Origin of the sequence: Streptacidiphilus pinicola, assembly GCF_003258295.1 — a bacterium.
Taxonomy (GTDB): domain Bacteria; phylum Actinomycetota; class Actinomycetes; order Streptomycetales; family Streptomycetaceae; genus Streptacidiphilus; species Streptacidiphilus pinicola.
In genome coordinates this window covers 11393-29582 of sequence record NZ_QKYN01000152.1, presented here as the reverse complement: position 1 = coordinate 29582, position 18190 = coordinate 11393, and the positions used below count along the sequence as shown (strand labels likewise).

Below are 18190 nucleotides of genomic sequence, written 5' to 3'. Positions count from 1 at the left end.
CACCCGACGCGCCCGCCCCCGTCCCGAGCCGACGATGGGCTCACCGCCCGACGTCGAGCCGCTCCGCCGACCCGACGTCCACGGACCCGCCCGTCCACCGTCCTCGCATCCACCGTCCACTGTCCGGCCAAGGAGGGCCCGTCATGGAAGCCGCTTCCCGACCACCACGCCGGCCCGCCCGCACCGCGATCGGCCGGTCCCGCGGGCGACATCGCACGCTGCTCGTCGCCACCTGCGCGGCACTCGTCGCGGCCGCGATCGCCGACGAGGCCACCGGCTACGACGGCCCGGGGCCGTTCATCTACCCCGCGTTCGCGCTGGTGGTGGCGCTCGCCCCCGGGCGGTACACGCCGCTGCTCGCCGCCGCGATGAGCGCCTTCTTCACCGTCGGCGGGCTCGCCTCCCGCGCCTTCGTGCACGGGCTGGTCACCCCGAGCCAGGTCCTCGAGTTCACCGCGGGCTGGGCCCAGATGCTCAGCTTCGCGGCCGCCGCCGTCCTCGCGACGGCCGCGGTCGTCCGCGCCCCGCGCGTCCTGCGCCCTGACCATCCGTCCTGAACACTCGTCAAGGAGTTCCCATGTTCCGCCTGCCCTCTCTCAGCCGCAGCACGCTCGTCACCTTCGGCGGGCTCTTCGTCGGCATCGTGGGCCTGGTCGTCCAGTGGATCGCCCAGCCCGCGAAGTTCGCCGACGCCGAGGGCACCTTCGGCGTCTCGTTCCCGCCCGGTATCGCCTTCATCCTCGCCTTCGCCCTGTTGACGCTGCTCACCTGCCGCTGGTGGTGGCACGCCGCCTTCGGGGCGCTCATCGCCTTCTGGATCGTCGGCGTCGGTTCGCTCGCCGGCCAACTCGAACCCAATCTGACGTCGCACAACCCCGGTACCGTCACCGGCAACGTCGTCATGTCCCTGGGCCTCGCCGGCGCCTTCGTCGCCGGGCTGGTCAGTATGAGGACGGCACGCCGCGCCACCCGGCAGGGGTTCTGAACCGACGTCTGCTGAGGCTTCGTCGGCATCGGTCGTCGACGAAGGTTGCGGGACCCTCCGCGCTCGTCCCCCCGTCCCCGATATGCTCCATGGCCGCACTATTGTGCGAGCCCGTGTCGTCGACCGGTATTCGGGGGCGCGGGACCGGGGAGGCGGACGGCTCTGCTCGTCCGGCAGAACGGCCGGGTCACCGGTGAGAGGCGAGCCAGGAGTGTCGATACCCATCACCGGTGCCGGCGGACGTCGAGCGGAGAGTTTCTTCCGGCGACCACCCCGGGACGGAGGGAGCGCGGCGGACCGCGCGACCGACCGTCCCTCAGCCCGGACCGGGGTCCCGCGGGGGGCCATCAGCCTGTCGGTGACGGGCGTGCTGTTGATCGCCGTGGTGGCCGCCGGCGCGCCCAACGACCACACCATCGACGCGGCGATCCCGTTGCTGCACCTGCCCGCACTGGCCGGGCCCGCGTCGACGTACCTGACCCTGGCCGCGTACGGCGCCCAGGGACTCGGCCTGATCGGGATGCTCGCCGCCCTCAGGCGCGGCTGGCGGCCTCGGCCGAGGGTGATGTTCGCCGCCGGGACGGCGGCGGCCTGCCTGCTGACCCTGGCCACGCCGGTCGGCTCGGCCGACATGGCCAGCTACGCCGCCTACGGTCGCATCGCCTCCCTCGGGCTGGACCCCTACCAGGTCGTCCCGGCCCAGATCGGCGGGCACTACGCCCACCTGGTCAGCAGCATCTGGGTGCGGACCGCCTCCGTCTACGGCCCGGTCGCCACCTTCGTGCAGCGACTGGCGGCCGGGATCGGCGGCGACCGCGTGATGGTGACGATCGGCCTGCTCATGGCCGCCAACGCGGCCGCGTACGTGGCCACCGGCGTCATCCTGGTGAAGGCGGCGGGCGACCGCAGCCGGGCGGCGCTGCTGTGGGCGGCCAATCCGCTGCTGCTCGCCCTGCTGGTCGGCGGCGGCCACCTGGACACCTACGTGGCCTTCTTCGGGGTCTGCGCGGTCGTCCTCGCCTCGCGTCCCCAGGACTGGCAGGGCGAGGCGCTGATCGGCGCGCTGCTCGGGCTGGCCTGTGGCGTCAAGATCAGCGCGGCGCTGCTGGTGCTCGGCCTGTCCCTGCCGCTGCTGCGCGCCCGCTGCTGGAACCGGCTGCTGACGCGCTCTCTGGTCTGCCTGGCCGTGCTGGTCCTGCTCTACGCGCCCGTCGGCTTCCACGCCTTCGCCCCGCTGGGCGGCGCCTCGCACCTGGTGTCCACGCCGTCGTTCTGGCAGCTCGTGCAGATCATCGGCCACGCCCTGATCGGCCCCTCGGCCACGGCGTCGCTGATCAGCGCCGCGTGGCCGCTGGTGATGGTGGCGGCGGCGCTGCTGTTGCTGCGTCACCGCTCCAATCCGGAGCCGCTGCCGCGCCTCGACCGGCCCCGCTGGGAGACCCCGCGCTGGGAGCAGTCCCGCTACGCGCACGCGCTCTCGCTGGGCTGGAACCTGGCCGCGCCCTGGTGCATGCCCTGGTACACCGCGATGACCTGGCCCCTGACGGCGCTCCTGCCCCGCTCCCGCACCGACTACCTGCTCGTGGTCCTCACCACGACCCTCGCTCTGATGCACAACACCGGCGGTCACGGCTGGAGCTGGTGAGCCGTCGCCTCACGGCTCGCCGGGCAGCCCCTGCGCGGCGAGCCACGTCTGCGCCCGTCGGTGCGACGCACGGGAGAGCCACGCCTCCTGGACGAGTTCCGTGAGCTCCCTCAGGTCCAGCTCGCCGACCCGGCTCGCCCGCAGCAGCACCGAGGGGTGGCCGTCGAAGTGCGGCGTGGTGAAGAACGGCGTCGCCGGGTCCTGAACCAGTGCCAGCTTCTCGGCCTCGGAGGCGACCCAGAACATGATCACGTCCGGGTAGGGCTCCCCGGAGTCCGGGTCGACGGCGTCGGGGCGCGGCGTCCGGAAGAAGACAAAGGACCTGCCCCCGACCTGGTACACGGGATTGCTGCGCGGCCCCTGCTCGACCGTCACGTGCGGCATCCCCTGTGCCAGCGCGTGCACGTCGGCCACCGTGGCCCGCCGGGCCCGTGCCACCCCTCGCGCCCGTGCCGCTTCCCGCGCCATGCCGACCGCCCCGCCTCCGTGCCGCCCGCGGGCAGCTGACCTCACCAGGAGACACGGTCGCCGGTCGCTCGTGAATCAGGCGTACCGGACCGCCCCTCGATCTCACCCGAAGGGCCGCGACCCCTGCTGCCCGTCCCTCGGTTCGGCCGCGCTCAGCGGCCGACAGCGTAGCCCTGGGCGCCGCGCGGGTTGGCCGCGGCGGAGAGGACGCCGGTGCGCGGGTCGCGGGCGACCGCGCAGAGGCGGCCCTCCGACCACGGGTCGGCGAGGGTGACGTCGTGGCCCCGGGCGCGCAGCTCCGCGGCCACCTCGCCGCCGATGCGGTCCTCGACGACGAGGCTGCCGGGGCGTATGCCGCGCGGGAAGAAGGAGCTGGGAAAGGCGTCCGTGTGCCAGTTCGGGGCGTCGATCGCACCCTGGAGGTCGAGCCCGCCGCGGACCGACGGCCGCAGCGCGACCGCGAGGAAGAAGTGCAGGCTCCACTGGTCCTGCTGGTCGCCGCCGGGGGTGCCGAAGGCCAGGACCGGTTCGCCGTCACGCAGCGCCAGCGAAGGGGTGAGAGTGGTGCGCGGGCGGCGGCCCGGGGTGAGCGAATTGGGCAGTCCGGGTTCGAGCCAGGCCATCTGCAGGCGGGTGCCGAGCGGGAAGCCGAGCTCGGGGACCACCGGATTGGACTGCAGCCAGCCGCCGCTGGGCGTGGCGGAGACCAGGTTGCCCCAGCGGTCGACCACGTCGAGGTGGCAGGTGTCGCCGCGGGTGAGGCCGTCGTGCGCGACGGTCGGCTCGCCCGCGCCGGCGGGCAGCGTGCCGAGCGGGTCGAAGGCGTCGACACCGTCCACGGCGGACGGCCGGACGGCCGGCTGCCGGACGTGGACGGGCAGGCGCGGCGGTCGGCCGTCCGGGGAGCCGGGGCGCAGCTCCAGGCTCGCCCGCTCGCCGATCAGCGACCGGCGGGCGGCGTTGTAGTCGGCGGAGAGCAGCGCCTTGACCGGTACCTCGGCCGCGTCGCCGTACCAGGCCTCGCGGTCGGCCATGGCCAGCTTGGTGCCCTCGACCAGGGTGTGGACGTAGCCGGCCGAGCCGTAGGCGGTGTCGCCGGTGCCGAAGCCGTCGGGCAGGAGCGCGAGTTGCTGCAGCAGGGCCGGGCCCTGGCTCCACGGGCCGGCCTTGCAGACCGTCCAGCCGTTCCAGTCCGCGGTGACCGGCTCCTCGTACCCGGCCCGGAACGAGGCGAGGTCGTCGCCGGTCAGGGTGCCGGTGTGGCGTTCGCCGGAGGTGTCCATGGTCGGCCGGCCGGCGGCCTCGACCAGCGCCTCGGCGACGAAGCCCGAGCGCCAGACCCGGCGGGCCGCCTCGATCTGGCTCTCACGGTCCGTCCCGACGGCCTCCGCCTCGGCGATGACGCGCCGCCAGGTGGCGGCGAGCGCGGGATTGCGCAGCAGTTCGCCGCCGCGCGGTGCACGCCCGCCGGGCAGGTACAGCTCGGCCGAGCTGGTCCACTCCCGCTCGAAGAGCTCCCGCACGCTCTCGACGGTGGCGCCGATCCGCTCCACCGCCGGGTGGCCGGACTTGGCGTAGTGGATGGCGTAGCGGAGCACCTCGCGCAGCCGCCGGGTGCCGTGGTCGCGCAGCAGCAGCATCCAGGCGTCGAAGGCTCCGGGCACCGCTGCCGCGAGCGGACCGGTGCCCGGGACCAGCTCCAGGCCGAGCCCGGTGTAGTGGTCCACCGTGGCCCCGGCCGGGGCCGGTCCCTGGCCGCACAGCACGGTGGGCCGGCCGCCGGCCGGCGCGAGCACCATCGGCACCTCGCCGGCCGGTCCGTTCAGGTGCGGCTCGACGACATGCAGCACGAACCCGGCCGCGACGGCGGCGTCGAAGGCGTTGCCGCCGTCCTCCAGAACCGCCATCGCGCACTGGGACGCGAGCCAGTGCGTGGAGGAGACCATGCCGAACGTGCCCTGGAGCGTGGGCCGGGTGGTGAACACGCGGGTGCCTCCGACTGTCCTGCGCCGCGCGGCCGCGACGTCGTCCTGGTCCCCCGTACCCGGAACCGGACACCTGACGCCGGGGCACGGGCCGGCCGAGTGGTGTCCCGTCTCCCGCACAAGTCCACACAGGCGGGTGACCCGCGTCGGAAACACCCCCTGCCACCTGCGTAGAGTGACGACTCATCCAGAACATCTGGCGTCCCCTGTCCATGACATGAGCGGAGATAAGTGTGGGGCGAATAAAGCGCAGCGTCGGGGTGGCACTCGTGGCGGGTGCGCTGCTCACCGCTGCCGGGCTCACCGGCAGTGCCATGGCGGCGGCGAACTCGGGCTCGAGCGCCCGGGTCACCGCCCCTCCGATGCTGCTGAACTCGATCACCCCGGCGAACGGGGCGACCGTCGGGGTCGCCATGCCGATCTCGGTGGTCTTCACCGACCCGGTCGCCGCCTCGGCGCGGGCCGGGATCGAGCGGCACCTGAAGGTGACCACCTCGGTTCCGGTGACCGGTGCCTGGCACTGGTTCAGCGACCGGCGCGTCGACTGGCGCCCCGAGCGCTACTGGCCGGTCGGCACGAAGGTCACGCTGAACGCGCAGCTGACGGGCGTCGCTGACGGCTTCGGCCGCAAGGGCACGCACGCGTACACGCACAGTTTCACCATCGGCGCGGACTTCGAGGCGTTCGTCTCGGTGCCCGGCCACACCATGAAGGTCACGCACAACGGCAAGGTGGTCCGCACCATGCCGATCGACGCGGGCAGCCGGACCTTCCCCAGCTGGGACGGCACGATGGCCGTGATCGACAAGGAGAAGTCGGTCCGGATGACCTCGTGCAGCGTGAAGATCACCTGCAACCCGCACGATCCGAACTTCTACGACCTCACCCTCCCGTGGGACGCCCACCTGACCTTCTCGGGCACCTACGTGCACTACTCCACGGGCGACCCGCGCCCGGGCCACGGCCAGGGCTCGCACGGCTGCGTGCACCTGTCGTACGCGAACGCCGAGTGGTTCTACGACTACGTCAAGCAGGGCGACCCGGTGACCATCACCGGCTCCCCGCGCGGCAAGGCGGCCGGGGACAACGGCTACGCCGACTTCGACCTCTCCTGGTCGCAGTGGCTGGCCGGCAGCGCGACGGGCGCGCAGACGGCCTGACCGTCAGCAGGACCCCAGCACGACCGAGCACGACCCGAGGGCGGCCGCGGAGCGAAACAGCTCCGCGGCCGCTCGCGTCTCACTCCGTCCGGCCGCCGCACGCCGCGCTGGCGTAGGCCACCGCGGCGGCGGCCACGTCGAGCGCGGCGTGGCCCGTCGACTTGAAGACCGTCAGTTCCGCCTCGTCCCGGCGGCCCGGGTGGTCCCCCGCCAGCACGGAGCCGAGCTGCGTGACCCGCTCGGCGGACACGCCCTGCAGTTCGTGCGCCCCGGCGGGCGGGGCCTCGGCGACGGCCCCGGACCACTCGGCGAAGAGCGCGGCGTCACGGATCGTCCCGGAGTCCAGCTCCGGCCCCTCCGAGCCGCCGACGGAGCCGACGTGCGTGCCCGGTGCGAGCCACTCCCGGCGGACCACCGGGCGGTCGGCGCCGGTGCAGCACAGCACCGCGTCCGCGCCGCGCACCGCCGCCTCGACGGACGGTGCCGCGCGCACGCCGAACCGCTGGGCCACCGCGGCCACCTGAGCCGGCGTGCGGCCCGCGACGACGAGCTCCGCCCCCGCCCCGAAACCCGAACCGCGCGTCAGCGACACCAACTGGGCGAGCTGGGCGGCGGCCTGAGCGCCCGTGCCGATCACGGCGATCCGACGGGTGTCGGTGCGGGCAAGAGTACGGAGCGCCAGTGTGGCGGTGGCGGCGGTACGCACCGCGGTCAGCGGCTCCGCGTCGAGTATCGCGAGCAGCCGGCCGTCGCGTTCGTCGAAGTGGGCGACCAGACCGCGATGGCTGCTGCGTCCGGGGCGCTCCGGGTCGGGGAAGACGGTGATCAGCTTGGCGGCCAGGCCCAGGCCCGGGACGTGGCCGGGCATCGCGCCGAGCAGCCCGTGGGGCGTCCGGGCGGCGATCCGCGGTGGGGTGGACGCCTCGCCGCGCGCGACGGCGATCAGGGCGCGGGTGAGCGCGGCGCCGAGGGTGTCGGCGTCGGTGAGGGCGGCGCCTGTCCGCGCCTCGTCCAGCACCAGGAACGGCTCGGTGGTCACGGCTGCTTCCCCTCCTCTTGGTCGGTCGTGCTCGGCTCGGCCGCCCCGCCCGGGCGGGAACCGTCACCGGAGCCGCGGCGGCCCGCGCCGGGTGCCGTCAGGCGCGCCAGCTCGCCGCCGAGACGGTCGGTGGCCTCGCGCAGGCGGCGTTCCAGCGCGGTCAGATGCTCGTCGTCGAACTCGCCGACCGGCCCGACCAGGGTGAGCGCGCAGACGGGCGGGGCGTCGGGCGTGGGCGTGACGGCCCGGCTGAGCGACCCGATCAGCCGCTCGGCGCGGCCGCGTTGGACGGCGAAGCCGGTGCGCGCGGCCCGCTCCAGTGCGTCGAGCAGGCCCTCGGGCCCCTCCATACGGTGGCCTTCCGCCTCGGCCGGGCCGAGGAACGGCTCGCGCGCTGGCGGCGGCAGCGCCGCGACCAGGGCCAGCGGCCCGGCGAAGCGGTGCACCGGGAGCAGCTCGTCGCGCAGGTCGCTGATCATCTCCAGCCGGTCCGGACGGACCACGTCCACGACCCGGGCCCGGTCGTCGGCCAGCACCTGAAGGTTGACCATCATCCCCGTCTGCTCGGCGAGTTCCTCCAGGACCGGGCGCGAGACACCCGCCAGCGACGTCGCCGCGGCGGAGCGGGAGAGCCGCAGCACGGCCGTGCCGGGCAGGTAGTGGTCGCCCACCCGCATCACCCAGCCGCGGCGGACCAGGTCGACCAGCACGCGGTAGGCCGTGCCGCGGTGCAGACCCACCTGCTCGGCGATCTCGGCGAGCCGCAGCGGCCGGTCGGAGCCCGCGACGGCCTCGATCAGGTCGAGCGCCTTGTCGACGGCGGAGCTCGATGACGCGGGCACGGGGCGCTCCTTTCACCCGATCCGGGGGCTGTCCGGTTGTCGGAGGGGTCGGCTAGGGTGTGCTTCCAGATGGTGTTGCAAGCATTGAACCAGATGTTTCAGCTGTTGCAACACCTGCTCCCGAACATCAACCGAAAGGGGCGGGTCATGGAGGTCGCGTACCGCGGGGCCACGCTGCTGGACGGCACGGGCGCGCCCGCGCGGGCCGGGGTGACGATCCTCGTCACCGAGGGGCGGATCCGGCGGGTGGCGGCCGACGCGGAGTTCTCCACCGCCGAGCTGTCCGGCGTCGAGGTCGTCGAGCTGGGCGGACGCCATGTCATCCCCGGTCTGATCGACGCCCACCAGCACATCGCCACCCCGCCCGACCGGCCGCTGGCCGAGGCGACGCTGCGGCGCGACTTCTTCGGCGGCGTCACCGCCACCCGCGACATGGCCGACGACCTGCGCCAGGTCGCGGACATCGCCCGCGCCGCCCTGGTCGGCGAGCTCGTCGCGCCCGACATCCACTACGCGGCGCTGATGGCCGGCCCCACCTTCTTCGACGATCCGCGCACCTGGCAGGTCTCCCAGGGCGCCACCCCCGGCCAGGTGCCGTGGATGCAGGCGATCACGGCCGGGACGGACCTCCCGCTCGCCGTCGCCATGGCCCGTGGCACCTACGCGACGGCGGTCAAGATCTACGCCAACCTCCCCGGCGAGCTCGTCGCCGCCATCACCGCCGAGGCGCACCGACAGGGCATCGCGGTCTGGGCGCACGCCGCGGTCTTCCCGGCCACGCCCGGCCAGGTCGTCTCCGCCGGCGTCGACTCGGTCTCGCACGCCCACCTGCTCGTCCACGAGGCCGCCGACCGGCCGCTGACGACGTACCAGGACAAGCCGCCCGTCGACTACGCCCGCTTCGCCGGGGGCGACGACGCGCAACTCGGGGCGCTCTTCGCCGAGATGCGGCGCCGCGGCACGGTCCTGGACGCCACCGCGAGCCTGTGGGCGACCATCTCCCGCGAGACCGAGGATCCGGAGCAGCGCGCCCGCGCCCTGGCCAACGACGGCCTGAGCGCCGCGCTCACCGGCCAGGCCCTGCGCGCCGGCGTCACGGTCTGCGTCGGCACGGACCGGGATCCCGACCCGGCCGAGCCGTGGCCGCCGCTCTTCGACGAGCTGGCCTACCTGGTCGACCGCTGCGGTCTCGCCCCGGCGGAGGCGCTGCGCTGCGCGAGCCACGGCGGCGCGCTCAGCCTGGGCGCCGCGGACCGCCTCGGCACCCTCGAACCGGGCAAGCAGGCCGACTTCGTCGTCCTCGACGAGGATCCGGCCGCCTCGCTCACCGCCCTGCGCAGCGTGGTCCACGTGGTCAAGCGCGGCCGTCGCCACGACCGGGCCACGTTCGACGCCGAACGCGCCGCCCTGACCGACCGCACCCCGACCGAGAACGGAGCCGAGCAGGCATGAGTACCGCGACCGACCCCCACCGCCCCGGCTTCCCGATCGTCAACGCACTGGGCGGCCTGGAGAACCCGAACGCCGAGCCCGAGGCCGCGTCCCAGCTGCAGCAGACCAGCGAGGAGCTCGTGATCGACGCGCGCGCCCTGGCCGAGGCGAAGGCCTCCGGCCTGACCGCCGTCAACATCACCCTCGGCTACACGCTGGGCGAGCTGCCGCCCTACCCGCACACCCTGCACGAGCTGGACGTCTGGGACGAGATCATCGCCGCCCGCCCCGAGCACCTGCTCAAGGTGCTCCGCGCGCAGGACATCCGGCGCGCCCACGCCGAGGGCCGGATCGGAGTCGTCTACGGCTTCCAGAACGCCGTGGCCGTCGGCGAGGAGCGGGCCGGGATCGCCGAGCGGGTGGCGCTCTTCGCCCGCCGCGGCGTCCGTGTCGTCCAGCTGACGTACAACCAGGCCAACCACCTGGGCGACGGCTCGATGGCCCCGGAGAACCGCGGCCTCACCGAGCTCGGCCACGAGACCGTGGCCGCGCTCAACGAGCACCGCCTGATGGTCGACCTCTCCCACAGCGGCGAACGCACCTGCCTCGACGCCGCGCGCACCTCCGTATCGCCGGTCTCGATCAACCACACCGGCTGTCGCGCCCTGGCCGACCTGCCGCGCAACAAGACCGACGAGGAGCTGCGCCTGGTCGCGGAGCGCGGCGGCTTCGTCGGCATCTACTTCATGCCGTTCCTCACCCTGAGCGGCCACGCGAGCGCCGCCGACGTGGTCGACCACATCGTCCACGCGGTCGACGTCTGCGGCGAGGACGCGGTCGGCATCGGCACGGACGGCCCGGTCACGGCCGTCGACGATCTCGACGCCTACCGCGCGCGCCTGGCGGCCCACGTCGCCGAACGCGCCCGGGCGGGCGTCGGCGCGGCGGGCGAACGCAGCGACACCCTGCCCTTCGTCGAGGACCTGCGCGGCGTCGACCAGTTCCGCACCCTGATACGCCTGCTGGAACAGCGCGGGTACCGCGAGGAGCGGATCGCCAAGATCATGGGCGGCAACTTCCTCGCCTATGCGGACCGCGTCTGGGCGCCCTGACCGTCAGCCCGGCCGGGTAGTCGGGCCGCCGGGTCAGTCGGGCCGCCGAGTCGGGGTCAGGCGTCGGCCGAGCTTCTGGGCCGGGAGTTCGACCAGCTGATGGACCAGGTGACTGACGCCGAGCAGCACCGCGAGGAACACGGCCGAGCAGAGCAGCTCCTGGTACGGACTGTCAGGCTGCCACCGCCCCGCCGCGAACGCCCACCGGAAGCAGCTGACCAGCGGCACATGCAGCAGGTAGACGGCATAGCTGACGGCCCCGAGCCAGACGAGGGAGCGCGGGAAGGTACGGCGTCGCAGCAGCCAGCCCAGGCCGAAGAGTGCCCAGGCCACGGCGAAGCCGGCGCACCAGCTGCCGGCGGAGTCGGTCCACAGCAGGCCGAGGTAGCGGCCGCCCTGCTGCGCGCCCGCGACCAGGCTGCCGACGAAGACCAGCCCGCAGCAGAGCAGCACCTGCGTCCGGCTGATCTGGCCCTGTTCCGCCCGGTAGATCGCGGTGCCGGAGAACATGGTCGCGAGGATCGCCATCGTCTCGAAGCCGGCGGTGCGGCCGTTGAGGAAGACCAGGGTCAGCGCCAGTCCGCCGAGCAGGCCGGCGCCGATCCGGGTCGCCGTGCGGTTGCCGCTGAGGCAGCAGGCCAGCGCGGCGAGCACGACCAGCGCGGCCGCGGCGGCGAGCAGGCGCACGTCACCGGCCTGTGCCAGGAGGAACCCGAGCGGCAGCGAGCTGCCGGCGAGAACACCGACGGCCGTGAGTGCCACGGCGATCGGTCCGCTGGCCCGGTGCAGGCGGAGCGCGAACAGCGCGGTGACCAGGTAGTAGAAGACCATCTCGTAGGTGAGCGTCCAGGCCACCCGCAGCGCGCCGTGCAGCCCGAGCAGGTCGGGCAGCATCAGTAGGCCGCCCACCCCGTCCTGCCACTGCCGGTACACGTGGGAGTCCACGGCCGCGGACGCGACGGGCAGCAGCGCCGCCACGGCGACGACCACCAGGAAGGGCGGGTAGAGGCGGAAGATCCGCCCGACCCAGAACGCCCGGATGTCGCCCCGTCGTTCGAGCGAGGCCGGCACGATGTAACCGCTGATCAGGAAGAAGAGGAAGACGCCCAGCATGCCGAGATCGAGGCGCGGGTGCTCCAGGCGGTAGGGCTGCCACAGCATCACCGGGGCGACGTGCTGGAACACCACGCAGAGGGCGGCGATCCCGCGCAGGGCGTCCAGCCATCCGAGTCTGGGCGGGGACGCCGCGGAGCTCGCGTGGACGGAGGACTTCTGCTCTGCCTTCACCGGCGTGCGTGCCTCGTTCACAGCGTCCACAGCACGACGCTAACAGTGATCCTTGTACGTACCGCTCACACACGACCCGCCTGTCAACGTCGCTTCGCGACTCTCACTCGACCGGGGCGGCGGCCTGCGCGGCCTGCCAGTCCTCCTTCAAGCCGGGCAGGTGGCGGCGCAGATGACCGGAGCTCAGCGCCTCGCCGGTGCGCCCGGTGACGCCGTACTGCTCGAAGAGCCACTTGGCGAGCTGGTCCGCGTCGGGGTGGTCGCCGTGGTGGTGGGTGTAGTCCATGAACGCGGCGCGGTACCGGTCCAGAGCGGTTCCCTGGGCGGGCAGCGCCGGTCGGGCCCGCTCCACGGTCGCCGGCGCCGTCACCCGCATGGGGGACGCGGGCACCACGGCCGGCGCGGGGGCGATGACCGCGTGCTCCCCCGGGTCGACGGCGCCTTCCTGCGGCGCGGGCTGCTGCGCACGCGTGGCGTCAGCGTCCTCCCCCTCCGCCCCCTCGCCCGGGACCGCCTGGGTGGCCTCGTCGGGCGTGGCGTCCTCGGCCGGCTCAGCGGGACCGATGGCGCCGGCAACGGTGGGCTCCGCAGGCGCGGCCGCCCCGTCGGGCGTGACCGCCGTGGGCTGGAGCGGCTGCGCCGTCGTCGTGGCGTCAGCGGCGGGGCCTGGCAGGGCGACCGGCGTGGTCTCAGCGGCTGCGGGCAGGGCGAGCCCGGGCAGGACGGGCACCGCGTCCAGCTTGAACTCGGGCAGCGGTTCGCCGAGGTTGGCCAGCTTCAGCAGCAGGATGAAGTCAACAGGCGCCTTGAAGCGCCACAGCCGCCCGTACACCGAGCGCAGCCGGGCGCGGTAGACGAGGCGACGGCGCTCGTGCTCCAGTGCCTCCTCGTAGGAGCGCAGCTCCCACAGCACGCGACGGCGGAACAGCCGCATCGTCGCGACGGGCGCGAAGATCCAACGGCCCAGCCGCGTGCGTTCGAAGAGCTGGTTGGCCTCGATCTGTGCGAGGCGTCCCACCGTGTGCCGGGCGGCCTCGATCGCGGCGACGAAGAGCAGCGGCACGACACCGTGCATGCCGCTGGAGAGCGGGTTGGGCCAGGCCGACGCGGCGTTGAAGACGATGGTCGCGCCGGTCAGCACCCAGGCCAGCTGTCGCAGGATCGGCAGGGGGATGCGCATCCAGGTCAGCAGCAGGTCCAGCGCGAGGAAGACGGTGATGCCGACGTCGATGCCGACCGGCAGCAGGTAGGAGAACCAGCCGAAGCCGTTGCGCTGGGCCAGGCGCAGCACCGCGTCGTAGGAGCCGACGAAGCCGATCAGTGAGATGGCCACGGTCCCCGCGACCACGATCACCGCCAGCGCCTGCTGACCGCGGCTCAACTGGCGCGGATTCATCCCGTCCCCTTTGCTCGCATCTTTGTTCTCATCCTGCCGACTCGAGCCCATAGCTTCACACACACCCCTGTCGCCCCCGCACTCCGTCCAGGCATGGCAGGATTTCGCCGCACCACGGCATACCTGCCACTGTTGCCGGAGACGCGCAGGTCGAAGACTTGTCCCTATGAAGGACACACAACGCACCGAACTCTCCCCGCTCGTCCGGCCGTCCCGGGTCGTGGTCGGCGTGACGGGTTCCGCGAGCAGCGCCGCCGCGGTCCGACTGGCCGCAGCCGAGGCCCGGCGCAGCGGGCGGGCGCTGGTGGCCGTGCTGGCCTGGGAGCCGCCGGGCGGCGAGGCCGGCTATCGGGCGGCGCCCGATCCGGAGCTGGTCCGGATCTGGGAGCGCGCGGCCATGGAACGGCTCGACGCGGCCCTCGTCTCCGCGTTCTCCGAGCCCGGTGACGGCAGCACGCCGCCGCAGGGCCCGTGCATCGAACGCCTCGTGGTGCGCGGCCCGGCCGCGCTCGCGCTGACCTGGCTGGCCGACCGCCCGGACGACCTGCTCGTCCTCGGCGCGGGCACCCGCCACCGCCTCGCCCGACTGCTGCGCGGTCGGGTGCGCCGCCAGGCGCTGGCCCGGACGCACACTCCGGTGATGCTCGTCGCCCCGCCGGCCCAGCCGCCCGCGCTCCCGCGCTCGGTCCGGCGCGAGCTGCGCCGGATCACGCCCGAGGACTTCCTGCGCCCCTCCGGCCTGGGCACGGCCCGCTGACGGCTCCCGAACACCCCCTCCCGACCCGCAAAGCCCCGCCTGGCCTGCGCCTTCGCACCGCACGCAGACACGGCACAGCCGCACGGCATCCGCCAGCGCGCGACTACAATCCGGGGCATGATCGAAGAGGTCCAGGTCATCGGTGGCTGGGCGATCCGCTGTGTCTGGTCGGACGAGTCGCACCTGCCGGTGGAGATCCACGTCACCCCCGCCGAGGGCGCGGAGAACCTGACCAACGCCCGCGGCCAGCGCGTCCACCAGCAGGGCATCTCCTCGACCGTGCTGCGCGAGGTCAAGCTGGCCCGGCCCCAGTCGAGCGGCCGCGCCGTCGGTGACGCCATCCGGGAGCTGAACGAGGCCGTCGAGGCGCTGCAGGCCTTCACCGCCGGTGGCCGCGGCAGCATCACCGAGGACTACCTGCGCGCCCTCGCCCGTGCCTACAAGGCCTGCGGCCCCGCGCACACCACCACCTCGGTGAAGATGCTGGCCGAGGCGACCGGCCGCAACGGCAAGACCGTGATGAACCACCTCACCAAGGCCCGCAAGCTCGGCTACCTGGGCTGATCCGGCGGGGCCGGCCGGCCCCGCCGATCCGGCCGATCGCGCCGATACTGCTGATACTGGGGGTGCAGGCTCGCCCCGCGGCGCTGAGGAGACGGTGATGACCAACCACGAAGGCAGCTTCGAGCTCGTCTTCTCCAGCGAGGACGCGGGCGGCGGCACCGACGACGTCGTGATCGTTCACCCGACCGGAGCCATCGGCCCCAGCGGCAATCCGGTCTACCGCGACGACACCGGGATCATCCAGGTCGAGATCAACGACCGGCTGGAGGCCCGGATGCTCCCCACCAGCAGCCACCAGCACCCGCGCCGGCCGATCGCCTGCCGCCCGCTGACGAACGGCTGAGCCCACGCGGTAGTGTCCTCATCCGACGTGCCGACCGTCAGGAGGACCGCCGCCGTGCGAGTCGCCTTGTTCGCCACCTGCGTCAACGACGCCGTGCTGCCGCGTGCCGCGATCGCGACGGTGCGGCTGCTGGAACGGCTGGGCGTGCGGGTGGACTTCCCCGAGCAGCAGAGCTGCTGCGGACAGCCGCAGTTCAACACCGGCTACCGGCACCTGACGGAGCCCCTGGTGCGGCGGATGGAGCGGGTCTTCGACGGCTACGACCACGTGGTCACCCCCTCGGGCTCCTGCGCGGCGATGGTCAGGGACAACTACCCGCGCATCGGCGCGAAGGCGCAGGCGGAGGGCCGCGGCGACGAACTCGCCCGGGCCGCACAGGCGGTGACGCCGCGCCTGCTGGAGCTCACCGAGTTCCTGGTCGACGTGCTGGGCGTGACGGACGTGGGCGCCTACTTCCCGCACAAGGTGACGTACCACCCCTCCTGCCACGGCCTGCGGATGCTGGGTCTCGGCACCAGGCCCCTCGGGCTGCTGCGCGCGGTCAAGGGGCTGGAGCTGGCAGAACTGCCCGGCGCGGAGGAGTGCTGCGGCTTCGGCGGCACCTTCGCCGTGAAGAACCCGGACGTGTCGGCGGCTATGGGCGCGGACAAGATCGCCAACGCGCGCTCCACCGGAGCGGAGGTGCTCTGCGGAGCGGACAACTCCTGCCTGTTGCACCTGCAGGGCATGCTGCGACGACAGAACTCGGGGCGCCAGGATGCCCCGTTGCGGGCGGTGCACCTCGCCGAGATCCTCGCCGCGACCGAGACGACCCCTTGGAGTCCCGCATGAGCGGCACCTATCTGGGCATGCCCGCGTTCCCGCAGGCCGCCAAGGCGGCGACGAGGGACACGCGGCTGCGTGCGAACCTGCGCCACGCCACCCACACGATTCGCGACAAGCGCGCCCGCGCCGTCGGCGAGCTCGACGACTGGGCGGTGCTGCGCGAGGCCGGCAAGCGCATCAAGGACCGGACGCTGCGCCATCTCGACACCTACCTCCTCCAGTTGGAGGAGCACGTCACCGCCGCAGGCGGCACCGTCCACTGGGCGGCGGACGCCGCGGAGGCCAACCGGATCGTCGCCGACCTCGTGCAGGCCACCGGGGAGACGGAGGTCGTCAAGGTCAAGTCGATGGCCACACAGGAGATCGGGCTCAACGAGGCGCTGGCCGCGGAGGGCATCACCGCCTACGAGACCGACCTGGCGGAGCTGATCGTCCAGCTCGGCGACGACCTGCCCTCGCACATCCTGGTGCCCGCGATCCACCGCAATCGCGGCGAGATCCGGGACATCTTCGCCGAGAAGATGGCCCGTTGGGGCCGGCCCGCGCCCGAGGGGCTGACCGACCGGCCGGCCGATCTCGCCGAGGCGGCGCGCCTGCACCTGCGGGAGAAGTTCCTGCGCGCGAAGGTCGGTGTCTCCGGAGCGAACTTCATGATCGCCGAGACGGGGACGCTCGTCGTGGTGGAGTCCGAGGGAAACGGCCGGATGTGCCTGACGCTGCCGGAGACGCTGATCTCCGTCGTCGGCATCGAGAAGGTCCTGCCCACCTGGCAGGACCTGGAGGTCTTCCTGCAGCTCCTCCCCCGCTCCTCCACCGCCGAGCGGATGAACCCCTACACCACCATGTGGACCGGAACGAGCGAGGGCGACGGCCCGCGGGACTTCCACCTGGTGCTGCTGGACAACGGCCGCACCGACACGCTGGCGGACGAGGTGGGGCGGCAGGTCCTGCGTTGCATCCGCTGCTCCGCGTGCCTCAACGTCTGTCCCGTCTACGAGCGCGCGGGCGGGCACGCCTACGGCTCCCCCTACCCGGGCCCGATCGGCGCCGTGCTGACACCCCAACTCCGGGGCACCACCAGCGCGGTGGACGCGTCGCTGCCGTTCGCCTCGTCGCTCTGCGGGGCCTGCTACGAGGTCTGCCCCGTCGCGATCGACATTCCGGAGGTGCTGGTCCACCTGCGCGAGCAGGTCGCCGGCCAGCCGGGCCACCGCGCCGAGCGCGCCGCCATGCAGGCCGCCACCTGGCTGTTCGAGCACCCGGCCGCGCTGGCCGCGGCGGAGCGCGCGGCCAGCGCCACCCGCGCACTCCACCCGCGCAGGCTCCCGCTCGGCCCGGCGAAGGCGTGGACGGAGACCCGGGACCTGCCGCAGCTCCCGGCCGAGTCCTTCCGCTCCTGGTGGCAGCACCACCACACCGAACCGCCGACCCCTCCGGAGCCGACCTCGTGAGCAGCCGCGACGCCATCCTCGCCCGCATCCGCGCCGCGGTCGCCGACGCACCCGAGCCGCCGCCGGTCACCCGCGACTACCGCACCGCGCACGTCGACGACGACCATGCCGCCGTCGTCGACTTGCTGGCGGAGAACCTCGCCGACTACCGCGCCCGCGTCCACCGCTGCACGGAGGCCGAACTGCCAGCGCTGCTGGCCCGCCTGCTCACCGACCACGGCTCGCGCAGCGTCGCCGTGCCACCGGGGCTGCCCACCGCGTGGCTGGCCGCGGCCGAGGGAGCCGAGCAGCACCTCGACGATCCTGAACAGCCGCTGACGGCACGTCAACTCGACGCGATCGACAGCGTGGTCACCGGCTGTCGGATCGCCATCGCGGAGACCGGCACCCTCGTCCTCGACGCCGGCCCGGGGCAGGGCCGCCGGGCGCTCACCCTGGTGCCGGACCACCACGTCTGCGTCGTCGGCAGCGCCGACCAGGTGGTGGCCTCGCTCCCGCAGGCCGTCCCGCTGCTCGACGCCACCCGCCCGCTCACCTGGATCTCCGGTCCGTCCGCCACCAGCGACATCGAGTTGGATCGCGTCGAGGGCGTCCACGGCCCGCGCACGCTCGAGGTCGTGCTGGTGGGCTGACGGTCAGGCGGCCCCACCCGGCGGGGGCAGCCGCGACAGGAAGACCTCGAACGCCGTCGGATGCACCTGGTAGAGCCCCATCGCTTGAGGCGCTCTTGCGGAGCAGAACCCTCCGGTCATCCGATCGCCATGGGGCATACAGGAAATTGCCAGGTGAACCGGACAGACTGCCCCCGTAGAGTGCTCGGGGCTGCGCCCCCGCAGCCTGTCCGCGCAAGGAGGCTCCGCCATCGCTGCCACGTCCACGCCCGCCCCGACGGCGTCCGGC

At 73.5% G+C, this 18190-nt stretch carries 18 protein-coding genes; 12 read left to right on the top strand and 6 right to left on the bottom strand.

Features of this window, described 5'->3' with window-relative positions:
- The first annotated feature begins 143 nt into the window (after positions 1–143).
- The 3 genes from DN069_RS32125 to mptB all read left to right on the top strand — a co-directional run bounded on the left by DN069_RS32125 (position 144) and on the right by mptB (position 2630).
- Entirely contained in the window at positions 144–557 is a 414-nt protein-coding gene (locus DN069_RS32125; RefSeq protein WP_111506763.1) for a hypothetical protein, read from the top strand.
- 20 nt (positions 558–577) lie between these two features.
- On the top strand, positions 578–985 hold the full coding sequence (locus tag DN069_RS32120; protein ID WP_111506762.1) for a hypothetical protein: 408 nt from the start codon (positions 578–580) through the stop codon (positions 983–985).
- A 367-nt stretch (positions 986–1352) separates the two neighbouring features.
- A complete protein-coding gene (mptB, locus tag DN069_RS32115) occupies positions 1353–2630 on the top strand; it encodes a polyprenol phosphomannose-dependent alpha 1,6 mannosyltransferase MptB (RefSeq protein WP_133260108.1) in 1278 nt (425 codons plus the stop codon).
- A gap of 9 nt (positions 2631–2639) precedes the next feature.
- Here mptB and DN069_RS32110 read toward each other — a convergent pair whose 3' ends face one another.
- Positions 2640–3035 (bottom strand): MmcQ/YjbR family DNA-binding protein, encoded by a 396-nt coding sequence (locus DN069_RS32110; RefSeq protein ID WP_243640023.1) that lies wholly within the window; start codon positions 3033–3035, stop codon positions 2640–2642.
- Positions 3036–3250: 215 nt separating this feature from the next.
- Positions 3251–5083, bottom strand: coding sequence for a gamma-glutamyltransferase family protein (locus tag DN069_RS32105; protein ID WP_165845729.1), 1833 nt, complete (start codon positions 5081–5083; stop codon positions 3251–3253).
- 233 nt (positions 5084–5316) lie between these two features.
- On the opposite strand from DN069_RS32105, the gene DN069_RS32100 reads away from it, so the two are divergent.
- Positions 5317–6243, top strand: a complete 927-nt coding sequence (locus DN069_RS32100) for a L,D-transpeptidase (RefSeq protein WP_243640020.1) — start codon at positions 5317–5319, stop codon at positions 6241–6243.
- 79 nt (positions 6244–6322) lie between these two features.
- Here the strand turns inward: DN069_RS32100 and DN069_RS32095 are convergent, their stop codons facing one another.
- Both DN069_RS32095 and DN069_RS32090 read right to left on the bottom strand, forming a co-directional pair.
- The gene (locus DN069_RS32095; protein ID WP_243640018.1) at positions 6323–7282 is read right to left on the bottom strand and encodes an NAD(P)-binding domain-containing protein; all 960 of its coding nucleotides are present in this window, start codon (positions 7280–7282) and stop codon (positions 6323–6325) included.
- Complete coding sequence (locus DN069_RS32090) at positions 7279–8124, bottom strand: IclR family transcriptional regulator (RefSeq protein ID WP_111506759.1); 846 nt, start codon at positions 8122–8124, stop codon at positions 7279–7281. Before DN069_RS32090 ends, DN069_RS32095 begins: the two co-directional genes overlap by 4 nt.
- 147 nt (positions 8125–8271) lie before the next feature.
- Here DN069_RS32090 and DN069_RS32085 point away from each other — a divergent pair, with 147 nt between their 5' ends.
- Both DN069_RS32085 and DN069_RS32080 read left to right on the top strand, forming a co-directional pair.
- On the top strand, positions 8272–9576 hold the full coding sequence (locus DN069_RS32085; protein ID WP_243640016.1) for an amidohydrolase family protein: 1305 nt from the start codon (positions 8272–8274) through the stop codon (positions 9574–9576).
- On the top strand, positions 9573–10667 hold the full coding sequence (locus tag DN069_RS32080; protein WP_111506757.1) for a dipeptidase: 1095 nt from the start codon (positions 9573–9575) through the stop codon (positions 10665–10667). The genes DN069_RS32085 and DN069_RS32080 overlap by 4 nt, the downstream gene beginning before the upstream one ends.
- 33 nt (positions 10668–10700) lie before the next feature.
- Here the strand turns inward: DN069_RS32080 and DN069_RS32075 are convergent, their stop codons facing one another.
- Together DN069_RS32075 and DN069_RS32070 are read right to left on the bottom strand one after the other, a co-directional pair.
- On the bottom strand, positions 10701–11984 hold the full coding sequence (locus tag DN069_RS32075) for an acyltransferase family protein (protein ID WP_111506756.1): 1284 nt from the start codon (positions 11982–11984) through the stop codon (positions 10701–10703).
- A 73-nt stretch (positions 11985–12057) separates the two neighbouring features.
- Positions 12058–13350 (bottom strand): DUF2637 domain-containing protein, encoded by a 1293-nt coding sequence (locus tag DN069_RS32070; RefSeq protein ID WP_165845728.1) that lies wholly within the window; start codon positions 13348–13350, stop codon positions 12058–12060.
- A 166-nt stretch (positions 13351–13516) separates the two neighbouring features.
- Here DN069_RS32070 and DN069_RS32065 point away from each other — a divergent pair, with 166 nt between their 5' ends.
- From DN069_RS32065 to DN069_RS32040, 6 genes are all read left to right on the top strand, one after another.
- Positions 13517–14107, top strand: coding sequence for a universal stress protein (locus tag DN069_RS32065; protein WP_111506754.1), 591 nt, complete (start codon positions 13517–13519; stop codon positions 14105–14107).
- 117 nt (positions 14108–14224) lie between these two features.
- Positions 14225–14671, top strand: coding sequence for a helix-turn-helix domain-containing protein (locus tag DN069_RS32060; RefSeq protein WP_111506753.1), 447 nt, complete (start codon positions 14225–14227; stop codon positions 14669–14671).
- A gap of 97 nt (positions 14672–14768) precedes the next feature.
- Positions 14769–15014, top strand: a complete 246-nt coding sequence (locus DN069_RS32055) for a DUF6296 family protein (protein ID WP_111506752.1) — start codon at positions 14769–14771, stop codon at positions 15012–15014.
- Between the two features lie 54 nt (positions 15015–15068).
- The gene (locus DN069_RS32050; RefSeq protein ID WP_111506751.1) at positions 15069–15845 is read left to right on the top strand and encodes a (Fe-S)-binding protein; all 777 of its coding nucleotides are present in this window, start codon (positions 15069–15071) and stop codon (positions 15843–15845) included.
- Entirely contained in the window at positions 15842–17290 is a 1449-nt protein-coding gene (locus DN069_RS32045) for a LutB/LldF family L-lactate oxidation iron-sulfur protein (RefSeq protein ID WP_111506750.1), read from the top strand. Before DN069_RS32050 ends, DN069_RS32045 begins: the two co-directional genes overlap by 4 nt.
- A complete protein-coding gene (locus tag DN069_RS32040; protein ID WP_111506749.1) occupies positions 17287–17922 on the top strand; it encodes a LutC/YkgG family protein in 636 nt (211 codons plus the stop codon). Before DN069_RS32045 ends, DN069_RS32040 begins: the two co-directional genes overlap by 4 nt.
- Positions 17923–18190 lie beyond the last annotated feature (268 nt).

Bases quoted from the DNA above. Each gene is read 5' to 3' on its own strand.
- DN069_RS32125 (WP_111506763.1), top strand. From the start codon at position 144: ATGGAAGCCGCTTCCCGACCACCACGCCGGCCCGCCCGCACCGCGATC.
- DN069_RS32120 (WP_111506762.1), top strand. From the start codon at position 578: ATGTTCCGCCTGCCCTCTCTCAGCCGCAGCACGCTCGTCACCTTCGGC.
- DN069_RS32085 (WP_243640016.1), top strand. From the start codon at position 8,272: ATGGAGGTCGCGTACCGCGGGGCCACGCTGCTGGACGGCACGGGCGCG.
- DN069_RS32080 (WP_111506757.1), top strand. From the start codon at position 9,573: ATGAGTACCGCGACCGACCCCCACCGCCCCGGCTTCCCGATCGTCAAC.
- DN069_RS32070 (WP_165845728.1), bottom strand. From the start codon at position 13,350: ATGAATCCGCGCCAGTTGAGCCGCGGTCAGCAGGCGCTGGCGGTGATC.
- DN069_RS32065 (WP_111506754.1), top strand. From the start codon at position 13,517: ATGAAGGACACACAACGCACCGAACTCTCCCCGCTCGTCCGGCCGTCC.
- DN069_RS32060 (WP_111506753.1), top strand. From the start codon at position 14,225: ATGATCGAAGAGGTCCAGGTCATCGGTGGCTGGGCGATCCGCTGTGTC.
- DN069_RS32055 (WP_111506752.1), top strand. From the start codon at position 14,769: ATGACCAACCACGAAGGCAGCTTCGAGCTCGTCTTCTCCAGCGAGGAC.
- DN069_RS32045 (WP_111506750.1), top strand. From the start codon at position 15,842: ATGAGCGGCACCTATCTGGGCATGCCCGCGTTCCCGCAGGCCGCCAAG.